The organism is Okeania sp. KiyG1 (assembly GCF_014132355.1).
Classification (GTDB): Bacteria; Cyanobacteriota; Cyanobacteriia; order Cyanobacteriales; family Microcoleaceae; genus Okeania.
In genome coordinates this window covers 23,960-39,801 of the sequence record NZ_BLZO01000045.1, presented here as the reverse complement: position 1 = coordinate 39,801, position 15,842 = coordinate 23,960, and the positions used below count along the sequence as shown (strand labels likewise).

General features: G+C 35.1%; 22 protein-coding genes and 1 pseudogene. 21 read left to right on the top strand and 2 right to left on the bottom strand.

Going from position 1 to position 15,842, the window contains the following annotated elements; translation table 11 throughout:
* The 11 genes and pseudogenes from SAGCYANO_RS08445 to SAGCYANO_RS08400 form a co-directional block, all read left to right on the top strand.
* On the top strand, nucleotides 1–468 hold a 468-nt coding region (locus tag SAGCYANO_RS08445), incomplete at its 5' end, for a CatA-like O-acetyltransferase (protein ID WP_202219661.1).
* Between the two features lie 534 nt (nucleotides 469–1,002).
* Nucleotides 1,003–2,887 (top strand): annotated as a pseudogene (gene glmS, locus SAGCYANO_RS08440) (glutamine--fructose-6-phosphate transaminase (isomerizing)).
* Nucleotides 2,888–3,151: 264 nt separating this feature from the next.
* A complete protein-coding gene (locus SAGCYANO_RS08435; RefSeq protein WP_237395967.1) occupies nucleotides 3,152–3,487 on the top strand; it encodes a hypothetical protein in 336 nt (111 codons plus the stop codon).
* Between the two features lie 25 nt (nucleotides 3,488–3,512).
* Nucleotides 3,513–3,800 carry a DUF6516 family protein gene (locus SAGCYANO_RS08430; protein ID WP_202219660.1) on the top strand — a complete coding sequence of 96 codons (288 nt, stop codon included), beginning with the start codon at nucleotides 3,513–3,515 and terminating at the stop codon, nucleotides 3,798–3,800.
* A gap of 52 nt (nucleotides 3,801–3,852) precedes the next feature.
* A complete protein-coding gene (locus SAGCYANO_RS08425; protein ID WP_202219659.1) occupies nucleotides 3,853–3,951 on the top strand; it encodes a helix-turn-helix domain-containing protein in 99 nt (32 codons plus the stop codon).
* Nucleotides 3,952–4,316: 365 nt separating this feature from the next.
* A complete protein-coding gene (locus tag SAGCYANO_RS08420; RefSeq protein ID WP_202219658.1) occupies nucleotides 4,317–4,580 on the top strand; it encodes a transposase in 264 nt (87 codons plus the stop codon).
* Nucleotides 4,581–4,753: 173 nt separating this feature from the next.
* A complete protein-coding gene (locus SAGCYANO_RS08415; protein WP_202219657.1) occupies nucleotides 4,754–4,915 on the top strand; it encodes a hypothetical protein in 162 nt (53 codons plus the stop codon).
* Nucleotides 4,916–4,973: 58 nt separating this feature from the next.
* A complete protein-coding gene (locus tag SAGCYANO_RS08410; RefSeq protein WP_237395965.1) occupies nucleotides 4,974–5,144 on the top strand; it encodes a zinc ribbon domain-containing protein in 171 nt (56 codons plus the stop codon).
* Nucleotides 5,145–5,209: 65 nt separating this feature from the next.
* Complete coding sequence (locus tag SAGCYANO_RS44400; protein ID WP_237395963.1) at nucleotides 5,210–5,323, top strand: DUF6516 family protein; 114 nt, start codon at nucleotides 5,210–5,212, stop codon at nucleotides 5,321–5,323.
* A gap of 336 nt (nucleotides 5,324–5,659) precedes the next feature.
* Entirely contained in the window at nucleotides 5,660–5,914 is a 255-nt protein-coding gene (locus SAGCYANO_RS08405) for a DUF433 domain-containing protein (protein WP_202219656.1), read from the top strand.
* A gap of 527 nt (nucleotides 5,915–6,441) precedes the next feature.
* On the top strand, nucleotides 6,442–6,786 hold the full coding sequence (locus SAGCYANO_RS08400; RefSeq protein ID WP_202219655.1) for an H-type lectin domain-containing protein: 345 nt from the start codon (nucleotides 6,442–6,444) through the stop codon (nucleotides 6,784–6,786).
* A gap of 280 nt (nucleotides 6,787–7,066) precedes the next feature.
* On the opposite strand, the gene SAGCYANO_RS08395 is transcribed toward SAGCYANO_RS08400, so the two are convergent.
* Both SAGCYANO_RS08395 and SAGCYANO_RS08390 read right to left on the bottom strand, forming a co-directional pair.
* On the bottom strand, nucleotides 7,067–7,279 hold the full coding sequence (locus tag SAGCYANO_RS08395; RefSeq protein ID WP_202219654.1) for a DUF4926 domain-containing protein: 213 nt from the start codon (nucleotides 7,277–7,279) through the stop codon (nucleotides 7,067–7,069).
* A 3-nt stretch (nucleotides 7,280–7,282) separates the two neighbouring features.
* Nucleotides 7,283–7,606, bottom strand: a complete 324-nt coding sequence (locus tag SAGCYANO_RS08390) for a DUF6883 domain-containing protein (RefSeq protein ID WP_202219653.1) — start codon at nucleotides 7,604–7,606, stop codon at nucleotides 7,283–7,285.
* 178 nt (nucleotides 7,607–7,784) lie between these two features.
* Between SAGCYANO_RS08390 and SAGCYANO_RS08385 the strand changes: the two genes are divergently transcribed.
* The 10 genes from SAGCYANO_RS08385 to SAGCYANO_RS08340 all read left to right on the top strand — a co-directional run bounded on the left by SAGCYANO_RS08385 (nucleotide 7,785) and on the right by SAGCYANO_RS08340 (nucleotide 15,832).
* Complete coding sequence (locus SAGCYANO_RS08385; protein WP_202219652.1) at nucleotides 7,785–7,994, top strand: hypothetical protein; 210 nt, start codon at nucleotides 7,785–7,787, stop codon at nucleotides 7,992–7,994.
* A gap of 131 nt (nucleotides 7,995–8,125) precedes the next feature.
* Entirely contained in the window at nucleotides 8,126–8,554 is a 429-nt protein-coding gene (locus SAGCYANO_RS08380) for an Imm30 family immunity protein (protein ID WP_202219651.1), read from the top strand.
* Between the two features lie 133 nt (nucleotides 8,555–8,687).
* Nucleotides 8,688–8,954, top strand: coding sequence for a hypothetical protein (locus tag SAGCYANO_RS08375; protein WP_202219650.1), 267 nt, complete (start codon nucleotides 8,688–8,690; stop codon nucleotides 8,952–8,954).
* Between the two features lie 98 nt (nucleotides 8,955–9,052).
* A complete protein-coding gene (locus SAGCYANO_RS08370; RefSeq protein ID WP_202219649.1) occupies nucleotides 9,053–9,205 on the top strand; it encodes a PIN domain-containing protein in 153 nt (50 codons plus the stop codon).
* 52 nt (nucleotides 9,206–9,257) lie between these two features.
* Complete coding sequence (locus SAGCYANO_RS08365) at nucleotides 9,258–9,665, top strand: 4Fe-4S cluster-binding domain-containing protein (protein ID WP_237395962.1); 408 nt, start codon at nucleotides 9,258–9,260, stop codon at nucleotides 9,663–9,665.
* A gap of 110 nt (nucleotides 9,666–9,775) precedes the next feature.
* Nucleotides 9,776–10,528 (top strand): ATP-binding protein, encoded by a 753-nt coding sequence (locus tag SAGCYANO_RS08360; protein WP_202219647.1) that lies wholly within the window; start codon nucleotides 9,776–9,778, stop codon nucleotides 10,526–10,528.
* 4 nt (nucleotides 10,529–10,532) lie between these two features.
* Entirely contained in the window at nucleotides 10,533–11,366 is an 834-nt protein-coding gene (locus SAGCYANO_RS08355) for a hypothetical protein (RefSeq protein WP_202219646.1), read from the top strand.
* A gap of 694 nt (nucleotides 11,367–12,060) precedes the next feature.
* The gene (locus SAGCYANO_RS08350; protein WP_202219645.1) at nucleotides 12,061–15,174 is read left to right on the top strand and encodes a peptidoglycan-binding protein; all 3,114 of its coding nucleotides are present in this window, start codon (nucleotides 12,061–12,063) and stop codon (nucleotides 15,172–15,174) included.
* The gene (locus tag SAGCYANO_RS08345; protein ID WP_202219644.1) at nucleotides 15,171–15,356 is read left to right on the top strand and encodes a hypothetical protein; all 186 of its coding nucleotides are present in this window, start codon (nucleotides 15,171–15,173) and stop codon (nucleotides 15,354–15,356) included. The genes SAGCYANO_RS08350 and SAGCYANO_RS08345 overlap by 4 nt, the downstream gene beginning before the upstream one ends.
* Nucleotides 15,356–15,832 carry a peptidoglycan-binding protein gene (locus tag SAGCYANO_RS08340; protein ID WP_202219643.1) on the top strand — a complete coding sequence of 159 codons (477 nt, stop codon included), beginning with the start codon at nucleotides 15,356–15,358 and terminating at the stop codon, nucleotides 15,830–15,832. The genes SAGCYANO_RS08345 and SAGCYANO_RS08340 overlap by 1 nt, the downstream gene beginning before the upstream one ends.
* Nucleotides 15,833–15,842 lie beyond the last annotated feature (10 nt).

The following is a 15,842-nucleotide window of genomic DNA, read 5'->3' as shown; positions in this document are numbered from 1 at the left end:
AATTTAGTTAAAGCTTTATCTCTGGAGTGGACTTTTTGTACCCGTAAAATTGATGGGGAATGGTATCTGTTTAAAAATCTTCCAGTTTCTTTCCCTATTGCTGTTGGTGGAGATAATAGGTTTAAAAATGTGACTATTAATGATGTTATTTCCATGGATTGGACAAAGTTTTGTAGGGTATATCGAGACTCTATTGAAAACTGCAACATGGATACTGATTCTGTTCCTCAATTTATATGGGAGATTTCTCATTTTATTGGCAATCTACCTTACTTAAACTTTACATCATTTCAAATGCACCGTGGAGCAAAGAAAACTGGTCGGCCCCTGTTTTACTTTGGACAACGCCACAATTTGTACCAAAGACAGACTGTTCCTTTGAGTATTACCTTTGACCATGCAAATACAGATCCTTATGTATTGAACAAGCTCATGCAAACCTATCAAAATTTATTGATAAAAGTTTAATTTAAATGAAGGAAAAATGTTGAAAAAGGCTTTCAACAATTAATTATTAATTATTAATTATTAATAATGACCTCTGTTTTCTGGTTCTATGGTTTGTAAGCATTTCCTACGGACTGCTGCGCAAACAACAGTCAGCTATCAGCTATCAGCTACTGTTTTTAGTTGACTATAAAAGCTTTATTATATTCTCTTATATCATGCTGGAGGAGGTAAGGCAGAAGGCAGAAGGCAGGAGGCAGGAGGAAAGAAGAGGTTAGAACGGAAAAGGTTTTTTATCACTGATTATCCGGACATGATATTACTACAAAAGTTGGTTCACTTGCTCTTAAAATCTATATTAATTTAAACACTATCCCTAAGGAGAGGTCTTGTTTCTGATAGCTGACAGCTAATAGTTGTTTGCGCAGCAGTGCGCAGGAAATGCTAATATGGTTTTCAATGTATCAGCTTTTGAATAATATTTTCCCTGATTTTTACTATCGTACATTCGTATATCTTAAATATTGATTGAATTTATCGGGAGTAACAAGCAAAATGTGTGGAATTGTTGGTTATATTGGTACCCAGTCAGCTACAGAAATTTTACTATCTGGACTAGAAAAACTAGAATATCGGGGTTATGATTCTGCCGGACTGGCCACTGTTTGGGAAGGGCAAAATTAAATCTGTCCGCGCTAAGGGTAAACTAAACAACCTGCGGGAAAAATTGGCCGGAATGGAAATACCAGCTAATATTGGTATTGGTCACACTCGTTGGGCGACCCATGGCAAACCGGAAGAATATAATGCTCATCCTCATACTGACGATACTGGACGAGTGGCAGTAGTTCAAAATGGCATTATTGAAAATTACCGGGAGTTACGCAAAGAATTAGAAGAGCGGGGACATAAATTTATTTCTGATACTGATACGGAAGTTATCCCTAACTCGATCGCAGAATTTTTATCTAATTCTACTGAAGGCAACAGCGAAGCATTTTTAGAAGCGGTACGTCAGACGGTGAATAAACTGGATGGAGCATTTGCGATCGCTGTTATTTGTGCAGATTATCCCAATGAACTTATTGTTGTTAGACAGCAAGCACCTCTATCTATTGGTTTAGGACAAGGAGAATTTTTCTGTGCTTCTGATACTCCTGCTCTTGTATCCCATACTCAAGTTGTTGTCACTTTAGAAAATGGTGAAATAGCTCGTTTAACACCTCTGGGGGTAGAAATTTATAACTTTGCAGGCGATCGCTTGAATAAGGTACCCCGCATTCTTAACTGGAGTCCGACTTTGGTTGAGAAAAATATTTTTAAACATTTTATGCTCAAGGAAATTTACGAGCAACCAAATGTTATCCGGGGTTGTTTAGAAACTTATATTAATAGTGATTGGGATATTAATAACGATGGTGTTTCTCCGACTAATTTAGAGTTATCCCCTGCTCTATATCAAGACTTAGAACAAGTTGAAATATTTGCCTGTGGTACGAGTTGGCACGCTAGTTTGATTGGGAAATATTTATTGGAACAATTAGCGGGAATTTCAACGACAGTTAATTATGCTTCTGAAGCTCGTTATGCACCTTCTCCTCTGAGAAAAAATACTCTAACAATTGGTGTGACTCAATCTGGAGAAACAGCAGATACTTTGGCAGCTTTGGCAATGGAAAAGCAACGACGTTTAGATAAACCAGCCGAGTTTTCATCAAGGTTGCTAGGAATTACTAATCGAAGTGAAAGTTCTATTGCTAGTTTAGTAAATCAAATTATTGATATTCGGGGAGGTGTTGAAATTGGTGTAGCTGCTACTAAAACATTTGTGGCACAGGTAATGGCTTTTTATTTATTAGCTCTAGAATTAAGCTGGCAAAAACAATATTTATCTGGCGAAAAAATTGCAGAAATTATTAATGCTTTGCGACAGATACCTGCACAAATGGAACAGATATTAGAAACTCAAGATAGCCAAATAGAAGATTTTGCTCACCAGTTTAATGATACTCAAGATTTTATCTTTGTAGGTAGAGGAATTAATTTTCCAATTGCTTTAGAAGGTGCTTTGAAACTGAAGGAAATTAGTTATATTCATGCCGAGGGATATCCCGCTGGTGAGATGAAACATGGTCCGATCGCTTTGTTGGATGATAAAGTGCCTGTAGTAGCGATCGCTATGCCTGGTTTAGTATATGAAAAGGTGCTTTCTAATGCTCAGGAAGCTAAAGCGAGGGATGCGCAGTTAATTGGGGTGACTCCTGAAAGTACGGAAGCGGATGTGTTTGATAATTTGTTGGCGGTGCCAGCAGTGGATGAGTTGTTGTCTCCAATGTTGACAGTTATTCCTTTGCAGTTGTTAGCTTATCATATTGCTGCTCATCGTGGTTTGGATGTGGATCAGCCGCGAAATTTGGCGAAGTCAGTGACTGTGGAGTAGGGTTTTTTCAGTTAACAGTTATCAGTTATCAGTATCTTGTGTTGAAATACTTGGGGTTTTAATCCCCCCAAACCCCCCTTTGAAGGGGGGCTTAAGAATTCAGACTTATGCTATAACTTTATTAAAATGGTATGAGTAGACTACAAAGTAGGGACTAAGCATGGCTAGTCCCTACTGGTTTATCATTCTAAAATAGACCAGTTAAACCTAGTTTTCCATAGTCAACAATGAGCTAATTTTTGAAAAAATTTGGAGGTAAACCTTGTGCTAGAAACTAACAATAATAATCGGGTATTGTTACCAGTTAAAATTGTAGAAGTTAAACTAAAGAGTCAACACCCAGAGGCTGTCAAATATATTATTAAAAGTGCCTTAATAGCTGCGTTACAATCCACAGATAACGGAATTAAAATTACCAAGCAGCGACTAGATGAATTTGAGACTAAATATCAGCTATCGACTGCCGAATTTTTGCAGAAATTTAACAATAACGAGCTAGCTCATTCTGGAGATTTTGATGAGTGGATTGGGGAATCAAGGATGTTGGCACATTTGCTTGATAAAAAAACAAAAATTCAAGGAGTTGAGTTAGTTGATTGAAGCTTATTTTGAGGAAATACGCAATTTGCTTGAATCCCTAATTATTGTAAAGAGTTTTGACATTAACTTCCAGAAACGAGATATCGACGAAGGGTTTATTCGGGGCAATATTTATTTTGTCAACGATTCGATTCTTCATGTTCGCGAATTTATCACTATTCAAACAATAAGAGACCGTAAAATGTACTCCTATCATTATATGGATGCCGGGAATAATCTAATTTTTCGTTATGACGATGCCGAGCATCATCAGGAGTTAGATTTACCGAAAAATTGGGGTATGCGCCTCGCCCATAAGCGGGCGACTTTTTAGTTGATTTTATTTCTATAAATATGTTATAATACTATTAGTTTAAATAGGAATTATGAAAGCTAGATTTAAGTATCGCATATATCCAACACCGGGACAAAAATACCGATTAGCCAAGCTATTTGGTTGTGTTTGCTGGCGCAACACTTCGTGAACGTGTGGTTTGGAATGATAGTCTAGCTTGTTGCCTGTGAAAAGTATCAATTAGGAGAGAATAAACCCACTAACTCCGAGCTACAAAAACAGTTTATCACTCAATCGAAAAAGACTGAAGACAGAGAATGGCTATCAGAAGTTTCTGCTATACCATTGCAGCAATCTTTAAATGATTTAAATCAGGCTTATCAAAACTTTTTTAAATCGACTAAAGGCCAGAGAAAAGGTAAGCCTGTTAAACCTCCTAAATTCATGCATCAGGAAATCACGCGCAGACTGCTAGGTTTACACTCATGAGGGTTTAAAGTTGGTCAACACAAAGTTTATTTAGCCAAAATTGGGAAGCTGAAAATAGTTTCGCCTGTGAGAATTACCTACTGTTCCATCATCAGTAACAGTAATCAAAGACGTAGGGCGAACGGCCGTTCGCCCCTACATAGATATTTCTTGAGTTTTGTAGTAGAAATACAACCAGAAGTATTACCTAAAACTGATAATTCAGTAGGCATAGATTTAGGTATTAAAACTTTTGCTACATTTAGTGACGGTACACAGGTTGATGCTCCTAAGCCACTGAAGAAACGAATTAAGAAATTAAGAAAGGTAAAGTTTGTCATTATCTCATAAAACTAAAGGGTCAAAAAGGTATGAAAAAGCAAGGATTAGAGTTGCTAAGTTCCATGCCAAGCTGAAAGATACGCTTGACAGATTTTCTACATAAATTATCTACTGAAATAATTCGTGAAAACCAAACAATTATTTTAGAAGTATAACAACGTTTCTGGAATGGTTAAAAAGCGGTGCGACCCCGCGACGACGCCAGCTCGCTTGCGGAACGCGCACCAAGAGACCGTAAGTTATCTAGAGCAATATCTGATTTAGGTTGGAGACAATTCCGGACATTTTTAGATGGAATTGCTGAAAAATATGGTCGTGATTTCAGAGTAATTAGTCGCCCTTGAGCCAACATCCCAAGTTTGCTCAAATTGTGGCTTTAAAGGTGGGAAGCTAGACCTGAAGGTGCGAGAATGGGAGTGTCTCAACTGTGGTGCAAAACATGATAGAGACGAGAATGCAGCGATAAATATATTAGTCGCGGGCGGGCAGTCCGAGACATTAAACGGACGCGGAGGCAAGCGTAAGACTACTGCAAAAGTAGCAGCAGCCTGTGTTAGCGGAGCTTTGCGCTAGCAAAACGTCAACCCACCGAAGAGCTAAGGCTCGGTAGGAATCCCCGCGCCTTTAGGCCGGGGAGGATGTCAACCACTTTTCCTCATCACAAGCATGAAGTAAGCGAGGATAATATTATTTCTTCAAATGCTCCTACTTTAGGGGAGGTTTTGCAAGAAATTGAAGAAATGTTGGGGTAGCGATCGCCTACCCGATAAGAGGCAGAAGTGTGGCAATCTCATCCGCCAAGAAATAAATTTCTGGGCTGCACAGCAGAATTAATCTAAAGATGAATGGAAGTAGCTGATTACAGCGCTTTTCGCTCTTGATGAACCACATCGTCATAACCAAAACCCTGTAGGGACGTTGCATGCAAGGTCCCTACTGTGGTCTACTGAAATGAAAACCGCTGTATGACGGCTAATTAATGAGACTCGATCTGACAGCGCTTTTCATAATTAGTAGACTACAAAGTAGGGAGGTTGCATACAATGTTCCTACTGGTTTATCATTTATAAAAAAAGGAAAATGGAGTCATGTTAAAACACTTAGATAGAATTACTTTTGACCCGAAAATTATGATGGTAAAAGCTTGTATTCGAGGAATGAGAATACCTGTTTCTTTAATTCTGAATTTAGTTGCTAATGGGAAACCTAATCAGGAAATTTTAGAGGAATATCCCGATTTAGAATTAGAGGATATTAAACAATGTTTGTTTTATGCTGCCTGGTTAGCTGAAGAAAGAGTTATTCCTATTGAAAAAAAGCAGGAATTAGAATCGGTAAAATGAAGTTTCTAGCAGATCTCGGAACTTGGCGAAGTCGGTGCTGTCGAGTAGGGTTTCAGTTAACAGTTATCAGTATTTTCTGTTGAGTAGAGGCAAGCTAAGGAAGTAAATGTAATTGAGAATACAACAAATATAGCTTTTTTCTGTAGAACAACTCAAGGGCATGAGTTGCATAATGGGCTGAACTTGATTAAGAAAAGGAGATTCTGATGAAGAATAATACCAAATTAAAAAAGCTGTTACATTCCAATTTGTGATTTATTCATATAGTTTAAGACTTTATGGCTTGCATTCATTGTCAAAATTAGAATTTTTTCCTCCATTTTTTGTCTATTTATCTTTCCTAGTTCCGGCGTTTCCTATCTCCTTTAACCTGTTCTGTAACTGTAGCAATATTTTACGAAAATGGTATAATAAGGTGGGTATAGGGAACGGCTTTTTTTATTCTACGGGTTGACAGCTCCAGAGAATGCAACTACATTTACCTAATGTAGTTACATTTTCTACATTTACAATTAAGGAGAAAGTAAATGAAACGCCTAGCTTCCTTGTGTTTAGGTTTGTGTACAATAGTTTTCGTGTTCCTGCTGTCTGTTTCCCCAGCTTTAGCTGGAACTTCAACACCAGTGAACACTACTAAAGCTCCAAGAATAGAGGTTGGTCAGACTGCAAAAACCCTTGAGGTAATGACAATTGAATTTAAAAAACCATTCAGCACCCTTCCTGTTGTTATTCTCACACCTTACTGGAAAAATGGAAAGAATCAATCTGATAATATAGACACTATAGACAGTATAACGCTTTCAGGTTTCACTGTGTATAGTAAAAATCGAGCTGACAACTATTTTTTGAATTGGATTGCAATTGAAAATTAATGACCTTGATAATAAGGAGACTCTCTACTACTGAGGTCGAAAAAGCCTAACAAAGGCTTGGAGTAGATGACCTACAGCGTAGTTTTTTTACTGCTATTAGTGGGATCGCCTGTGGGCGATCGCCGATTTTTTAAGGTGCATTAACGAAGTTTAATGCACCTTAAATTTATGTTAGAAACCCGTCGTCTTCTGTAAAATAAATTGAAGATAGGATTTTCCTTTGCCTGTAATCAACCTATCCCCTCAAGGAATCATAGTTGGTTAACCTTTTTTGATATAGTTATTTTTCTTGTATTTGTTCAACCTTAATAAATTGAATTTGAGATTCAGCAACTTCTACTGTATCTTGAGCAATTAAACCTTCTACACTATAGCCATCTTCTCCTTGAGACATGGGATAATATTCAACAATTACCCCAATACTACCTTTTTTGAGATTAAACTCAGGAATATCTTGAGTTAATTGGACTTGAGAAAATAGAGGAAATGTCATTTTTTATCTCTCCTGTGCAGGAAATAAAGTAACAAATTTAGTTATTTGTTCAGTTACTATCCAAATCGTTTTGATGTTTAAAATAAAACCATTAGGACAATTTAATGAACCAATAATCTGATATTTTTGCCCGTATTTCGTTTTAAGGGTAGGTTGTGCTTCTAAAGTTAAAATTTGTTCTCGTAAATCCTTCTCTAATTGTTCCCAATTATCTAAAGTGTAACCTCCACGAGCCAAATATTGAGATTTATCATCCTTGGGTAAAGGAATTAATAGATATTGTGTAAGTTTATTGGGAGAAATTATGGCATTCGGATTCAAATACATTTAACTAAGTTATCAAAACAAACTAAAGAAACTCACCTCACTATCAAACCATAAAACTATCATTAAATATCATCTCATCATATATGATATCTTAAAAGAATCATAAGGAGACAAAATTATTCAATCTAAACTACTTCCAGGAGAAGGAAAAGTCGCCGTATGTGCCGACTTGTTAAAATTGGGTCGTAGAGGAGATAATTTAACGCCTCATCATATACCATCCAACGCTTACATGAAAGCTAAAATTAAAGATTATACAACTAATCAAGGAATTGCTATCATGGTCGAACATTTATCACCTGGAAAAGGAGGTCGTCATCGTCAAACTTTATCCTATGGCAAAAGTCCAGACTTAACTCTTTCGCCTCGACAAACCTTAGCGCAATAAATTTGGGATACTCGCTCTATTTATCTTTTTCAAGGATTATATAATACAGATATTAGAAAGGGTCTGCAAGAACTCATTGAACTTAATAAAATAACTTGGTTAACCTTTTTTGATAAAAGAGTTATAAGCTTATGAATTTAATCAAAATCTTACAAGAAAATCGTTTAATGAAAACACCTCAAGAAATCAATCTATTTGAGGAAACTTTAGAAAAAATTGCTCAACATCCTAGTGATGACAGTTTAAAAGACCTACATATGATCTTAGATGATAATTGTCAACATCCTGAAATTATGTTTAGTTTAGTTCATTTTTTAGAAGACTTTGATCCACAAAAACAAATACAAGCTTTTATTGAAGTTATTCCTCAATTAATGAATTCTGCACCAGAATGGGCAAAAATTATTCACTATCGAATCATTAATGATGAATCTGCTTGTAAACTTTATCAAAATAGTCTGGAATTAGCTAATCAAAAGACACCTCATTTCTTATATCAACTTTTACTAGAAAGCGTTAAAAATAATCTCAATTTACCCTCAGAGGTTATGTTAACCTAAATTTTTGTATTATCTATAGAAGCTAAAATTATATTCTAGTATCTGTCATCAATTTAAAAAAGTTGCTTTTTCTTGTGTGTGTTCAACATTAATTAATTTAATAGGTTTTAAAGAATCAGGAGAAGACTGAGTTATGAGACAAATTACTTTAACCCCCGAGCAAGAAAAGTTTTTAGAAAAACTACTAAATACTGGCAAATATAACACAGCTCAAGAAGCGATCGCTAGAGCATTTCAGTTATTAGAAGAAGAGGATGATGGTATTAAGTTACCTTCTTATTTTCAAGGGACTGAATCTGCGAAAAAATTATTAAAGGAAAAGGTTAAAAAATATCGAGAGGAACGAGAAAAAAATAAGAATAAACCAATAGTTCCCGAAAGAGCAAAGTCAAGTCAATAATTGCGAGAATTATTTGATAAAACTCAAGTAATTCCAGGAATTCAAGAGATTACTGAGGAGGAAATTGCCGCCGAAATAGAAGCTTATCGGAGAGGTGAATGAGAATTATTGTTGATACTAATGTTTTAACTTATGCTGTTTTAAAAGGAAGAAAACCTAGAGCAATTATCCAATTAATTAGCGATAGTTATGATATTGATTGGATAGTTTCTCAAGAGATTTTAGCAGAATATCGAGAAGTGTTAATCTGATTATTTGCAGTTTAAACTTAATTAAATTGTAACTGTTGATAGAGTGCGGGAGGTGTTTGCACAACAGTCAGATTTAGCTGGAATGTCTTATTCTGGAGGAGAACCTTTTGCTCAAGCTGTGGCATTGGCAGAGTTGGCAATGCGGGTACAAAGTATGGGTAAAACCGTAATTTCTTGGAGTGGGTATAGTTTAGAACAATTAGTACGGAGAGAGATAGTAGGGGCGAGAGAATTTTTGCAACATATTGATTTGTTGATTGATGGTTTGTTTGTAGAATGTTTAGCAGGAAATGAGGTTTTAAGGGGTTCAACAAATCAGGGGTTACATTTTTTGTCCGGGCACATTTCTCAGGAGTATTTGGTCGATATTCCTCGTCAGGAGTTGGTTTTTAATGATGAGAATATTACTTATACTGGCTTTCCAGTGGACCAAAAGTTATTAGATTATCCATTGTTTTAGTTAATTTTATAGGTATCTTTTATGAGTAAAGTTATTGTGATAGACGATCGCCAATTTAGTAAAACAAGTATTGTTCAAACTTTGGCCTAAATTTATAATAGGAGGTGGGAATGAGTGTGATAGTGATAGGCGATCGCGCCGTGGGAAAAACTCACATGGCATTGGCCTTAGCTAAGGAATATAAAGGCTCGCGGGTTCGGATTAAAGATCCATCTTATGAGACACTAAGAGACCAACTTCAAAATGTTGATACTGGTGAGATGATTAGAACTACAGAAATTACAAAAAGACCAGTAAAACTACAAGTTGAGTTACATAAACCCGAAATTATAGAATCAGTTTGGGTGGATACTCCAGGGGAAATGTTTGAGTCTGAATGGCAGAAAGACCATGATATTGCTTGGAATGACTTTAAGCAAGATATCGGTCAAAATATAGGAATCATTTTGTTATTGCCTCCTTATCAACAAATAGTCAGCAATAATTTGCTCAATCAAGCAACCCCGGATATGACTTTAGAGCGAGACGACTTAATGAACACTCAAAACTGGTGCAATAACTTAGAGAATTGGTTAAAGTTTTTAAATAAAAATTGTAGTCGAGTAGATAACATTACTATTTGCTTACATAAAGCTGATTTATTCTGTGGAAATCTTGACCTTGAAGCACAAAAAACCCAGGGACATCCTGTAGTTCGCCAAAGACAAGTACGCAATGGATATTTTGCTGTTGCTAAAGAAGTAATAAAGAGAAATAACCGAGAGGCAAGACCTTTTCAGTTTTTCATTACTAGCATTAACCATCGTACTTTACTAGAAGCACCTTGGCTTTATTTAAGTCCTTTTATTCTCTATCATCGTTAAAAGTATGACTCAGATTAGTATTATTGGTACTAGAGGATGTGGCAAGACAACCTATCTTGCGGCTTTAGCTCTCTGTCCTCACCGGAATGAATACCCTGGTTTAGAAGTTACTCCCATAGGAGATGATGCAGAGGAGTTAGTGGGAATGGCAGAAAATATTGTTCGTGAGGGTAAAGCTCTGGCTGGGAATAGAAAAGAAGAGGAAAGAAAAGAGTATGAGTTTGATATTAGGATACCGAAATTGACTGAGACAATTAGATTGTCAGTTAAAGATAGTGCTGGTGAATTATTTGACGACTTTGTATTTGATAGAAGATACTGGGAACCAGAAGTTGATGGTCTTGTGAATGAATTATGCCAACCTGAAGTTACAGGATGGATAATTATGACTGATTGGATTAAGGAATTAGATACAAAAATCTATCAACCAGCTCTGAAAAATTTATTGGCAGAACTTAATGTGAGCGAAAACTATAATAAAAAAGATAAAGATATTCCCACAAAAAGGATAGCAGTTATGATGTCAAAATCTGAAAGAGGAGAAGCTTGGACAGGTCGTTTAGACCCTGGAAATGATTTGTTTAAACTACGTTTGCCAGAGACTTATAAAGAGTTGCAAAAAAAGATTCACAATCCTAAAAGAATTGACTTTTTTGCTTGTTCATCTTTTGGAGTTTTAGGGGATAAAAACCCACGACCAAATCGTTTAATTTCCTCTGATAATGATATGCGGGAATATGCTTATTTGCGAGAAGGAAATGAATGGCGACCTTATGGCTTATTTTCACCTATTTATTGGTTAGTTAAGGGAAGTAGGTATTGGGATGAAAGTATGTAGTTTCAAACTTACTTAATCCTTTAGGAATGGGCAAAAATAATACAATTGTTATTGCGAGCTACAGTGTTTGCGCAGTGGTCTGTCAAGATAGCAATCTCGAACGTTTTTTGTACTATAGGCAATCCTCTACAGGCTAATTGTGAAGTAATTAGTAGGAAAAAAAATGGAACATTTGTTGTCATCAAAGAGACTAGAGTTTTGGCAACCATTTGATTTAGTTGCACCAATTAAATGGTTATATAATGGTCAAGATAATATTCATAGGACTTACCTAGAGACCAGATATATAGCGTTAAAAACTATAACGTTATAGTTTTTGAACTCTACATCTATATAGAGGTTTTCAGTCTGGTGAGGTACATCAACGATCCCCCTAAATCCCCCTTTTTAAGGGGGACTTCCAGTTCCCCCCAACTCATCGGGGGGTTAGGGGGGATCTCCAGCACTGTACCTCACAAAGGGTGAGAAATGCTATATATAGCACCTTTGCGTAAGTCCTGATTCAATTACAGCGCTTTTGATTTGAGTCAACCACATAGGGACGTTGCATGCAACGTCGTTACAGGGTTATCATTTTTTTATGTGGTTCACTGACATGAAAATTGCTGCAAGAAACATCTAAAACTGGAGGTAGTATTTCTGTTTTTAACACAACTTTGTTGTTAGGTGAAAAATAATAAGGAGCTGTAACTTTATGTCATCATTTTCAATTCACCAATTTTCAAGTGGTATTAGAAATCCTCAGCAGAATAGAGAAGGTAAATGGGTCTCTGGTGGCTATGATAAAGAAATTGCCAAAGAAAGTTATAATGTACCGCCAGAAATAAAAAAAGCTGTTAATACGTCTTCAAAAGGTGGTTGGCGTGGATTCGGAATACCAGATGCTTCTCCACCAAAAACGGGTGACTATGCCTTAATAGCTAGAGAGTTAGAGAATTATTGTGTATTAGCTGTGGCAAATAAACAGCAGGATGACCATAACCGTGAATTTATTGCCTATCGGTATTTTTGGTTAGATAAACAAGAATTTCAAAATGAACGTGATTTTTCTGATTTTGATGGTATTGCTACCCTGCTTTATCATTGGCAAAAAGAAGGAAGACTTCAATACAACATTAGAGAGTGGGCAAACTCTCCAGAGTTGTACACTAATTCCTGGGATAAACTGAAAAAATACGAGAAAAAAACACGATTTTTTCAACAAAATTCGACAAGAATTAAACCATTCATTTCAAACATAAATTCAGATAATCAATCTTTACATTATAACGAACCTTTAATCTATGAAGCTAATGAAATTGGTGTTTCTCTCAGACCGGAGGAAGTTCATTGCCTAGCAATTCAATATAGTTATGTAAAAAAATGCTCTATTAATTGGGCTTGGAATGTCAGACGCTTAGAAAATATGCAAGATTTGCCAGTAATTTATTGTGCTGATGCTAAAGCTTTAAATTTGTTTGGTCAGGAGTTAATTAAACGTAGACCTATACTGGATAAATCTGCTGGGAAGATGGTTAAAGGTTCCGGTGGCTATCCTACTGATCGAGATCCAAAAACAAAGGAAATACAGATTCTTATCCGAGAATTCCGTCTTGGTCAATTTACAGAAGAAGATGTATTGACATTGATGAATTATTACCAAGAATATAAACAGAATATTGTGCAGTTTGAAGATAAGTTTACTATTAATTATTTCTCGACTCAACTGCCAAAACCTAGCGTTCAAAATATTAAATATGTAACTCTATTAACGGCATTAGATCCTACGAAGAACAAAAATATATTATCTCAGTTAATGAAGAAGTTGAATAACAAGCTTAAAAATGAGGTAGCTATTAAATTTTTGGATGATTTACTCAGGATTGTGACTCAAAATCCGCATTGTTTTGATAGCGAAGTTTGTGGGTTATTTTGTAAAAAATTTACATATACAAGATGGAAAATTCTTAATTTGCGAGTAATTTATCTTGCTAAGACTAAGACTTTAAATTGGTTGAATCAGGATTTAATTAAATATATGCCTAGATTGAATAAATCTAGTGGGGAGGCAGCCAAAGATTTAAGTAAGCATTCTGATGATAAACCCAAAGAAAAAATACAAGATTTTCTCCAAAAATTCTGTGGTCAATTTACAGAAGAAGATTTATTAAAATTGATGAATTATTATCAAAAATATGGACAAGATATTGTTGATTCTGAATCCGAAAATGTTATTAATAATTTGAGGGATGAAGCTTCAAAAAATAAAGCTAAAAATATTAAGTATGCAACCCTATTAGCGGCATTAGCTCCTAGAGAAAAACAAGATATATTAGATGAGCTAGTGAATTTGAATAATCACCCTAAAAACAAAGTAGATATTAACAAAGTAGCTATTAATTTTTTGGATGAGTTACTAATGACGGCAACTCTATCTTCAAAATGCTTGAAACACCCAATTTGTGAGTTGTTCTGTAAAAATTTTACATATACAAAATTCAAGCTTATTGGCTGTTTAGATGATAATCATTCTACGTCTTCTTCTATGAGGATTGTTTTTTTATTGATACCTTTTTTTGTGTTAAGTGGCGTAGCAAGTGCATGGATATATTGGCGACCTAATATACCTATTACAATACCAACAATTTTTCCCTCTAAACAAGGTTCCTTAGCCGAGTTACTAGACAAATATGATAGCCAGTATAAAGAACTTGAAAAACTGGAGCAAAATCAGGAAAAAAATCCAGAACGTAAAGATGTGCTGTCTGAAGAGCTGTATAGAGGTAAGGAAAAGATTCTTCAGAAGTTAACAGATACTAAAACAGAACAGTATATTCGGCAATTAGAAAACCGTGAACCCGAGCAAGTTAAAGATGCTAGAGAAAAGGAAATATATACCAATTTGAAACAATTTACACCAGAAATAATAACAGGAAAATTACCTGTATTAAACTTAGGGATACAAAATAATGAAGTCAATGTAACTACTTTACAAAAGGCTTTAGAAAGAAATGAAAATTACACTATTGGACAAAAATATGACGAACTTGGAATTTTTGATAAACCAACTAAAGAGGCTGTGGAAAATCTCCAACGTCGCTATATAGAAACTTTAGAAAAAGATTCAAAAACAACAGACATGAAAAAAGATGGGATAGTGGGAGCTAACACTTGGAATCTTTTAGTTGGTAGGCTCAATGATTTACAAGTAGAAAAGGTTTATGAAACATTGAAAAATCACTTAAATCCTGAAAATAAAACAGATGAAAATATTGTCAGCGAAATTGAAAAATGCCGAGACAGTAATCAAAATGAAAAGGCTTTAATGTTTGTAAATTGCCTGGAAAAATTGAACCAACCTAGTTCCTTAGCCGAGCTATTAAATAAATATGATAGCCAGTACAAAGAATTTAAAAAACTGGAGGAAAATCAGGAGGAAAATGAAAAATTTAAAAATGTGCTGTATGAATATAATGAAAAAATTATTAATAAATTAACAGATCTACAAGCAGAGGAGTATATTCAGCAATTAGAAAACCGTGAACCTGAGCAAGTTAAAGATGCTAGAGAAAAGGAAATATATACCAATTTGACACAATTTACACCCGAAATAATAACAGAAAAATTACCTGTATTAAACTTAGGGATACAAAATAATGAAGTCAATGTAACTACTTTACAAAAGGCTTTGGAAAGGAATAAAAATTACACTACTGGGCAAAAATATGACGAACTTGGAATTTTTGATCGACCAACTAAAGCGGCTGTGGAAAATCTCCAACATCGCTATATAGAAACTTTAAAAAACAATCAAAAAGAACAGATATGAAAAAAGATGGGATAGTGGGAGCTAACACTTGGAATCTTTTAGTTGGTAGGCTCAATGATTTACAAGTAGAAAAGGTTTATGAAACATTGAAAAATCACTTAAATCCTGAAAATAAAACAGATAAAAATATTGTCAGCGAAATTAAAAATGTCGAGACAGTAATCAAAATGAAAAGGCTTTAATGTTTGTAAATTGCCTGGAACAATTAAACCAACCTAGTTCCTTAGCCGAGCTATTAAACAAATATGATAGCCAGTACAAAGAATTTAAAAAACAGGAAGAAAATCAGGAGGAAAATGAAAAACTTAAAAATGTGCTGTCTGAAGATCAGCAAAAAATTATTAATAAATTAACAGATATACAAGCAGAGGAGTATATTCAGCAATTAAAAGAAAGTGATTCCAACCAAGTTGTAGATGCTATAAAAAAGGAAATATATACCAATTTGAAACAATTTACACCCGAAATAAAAGAAGAAAAGTTACCTGTATTAGAGTCAGGAACACAAGATAAAGCCAATGTAACTATTTTACAAAAGGCTTTAAAAAGAAGTGGAGATTACACTCCTGGAAAAGAAAATTACGAACCTGGAAAATTTGATGAATTCACTAAACAAGCTGTTGAAAATCTCCAAAATAGGAATATAAAAACTTACTAAAACAATCAAA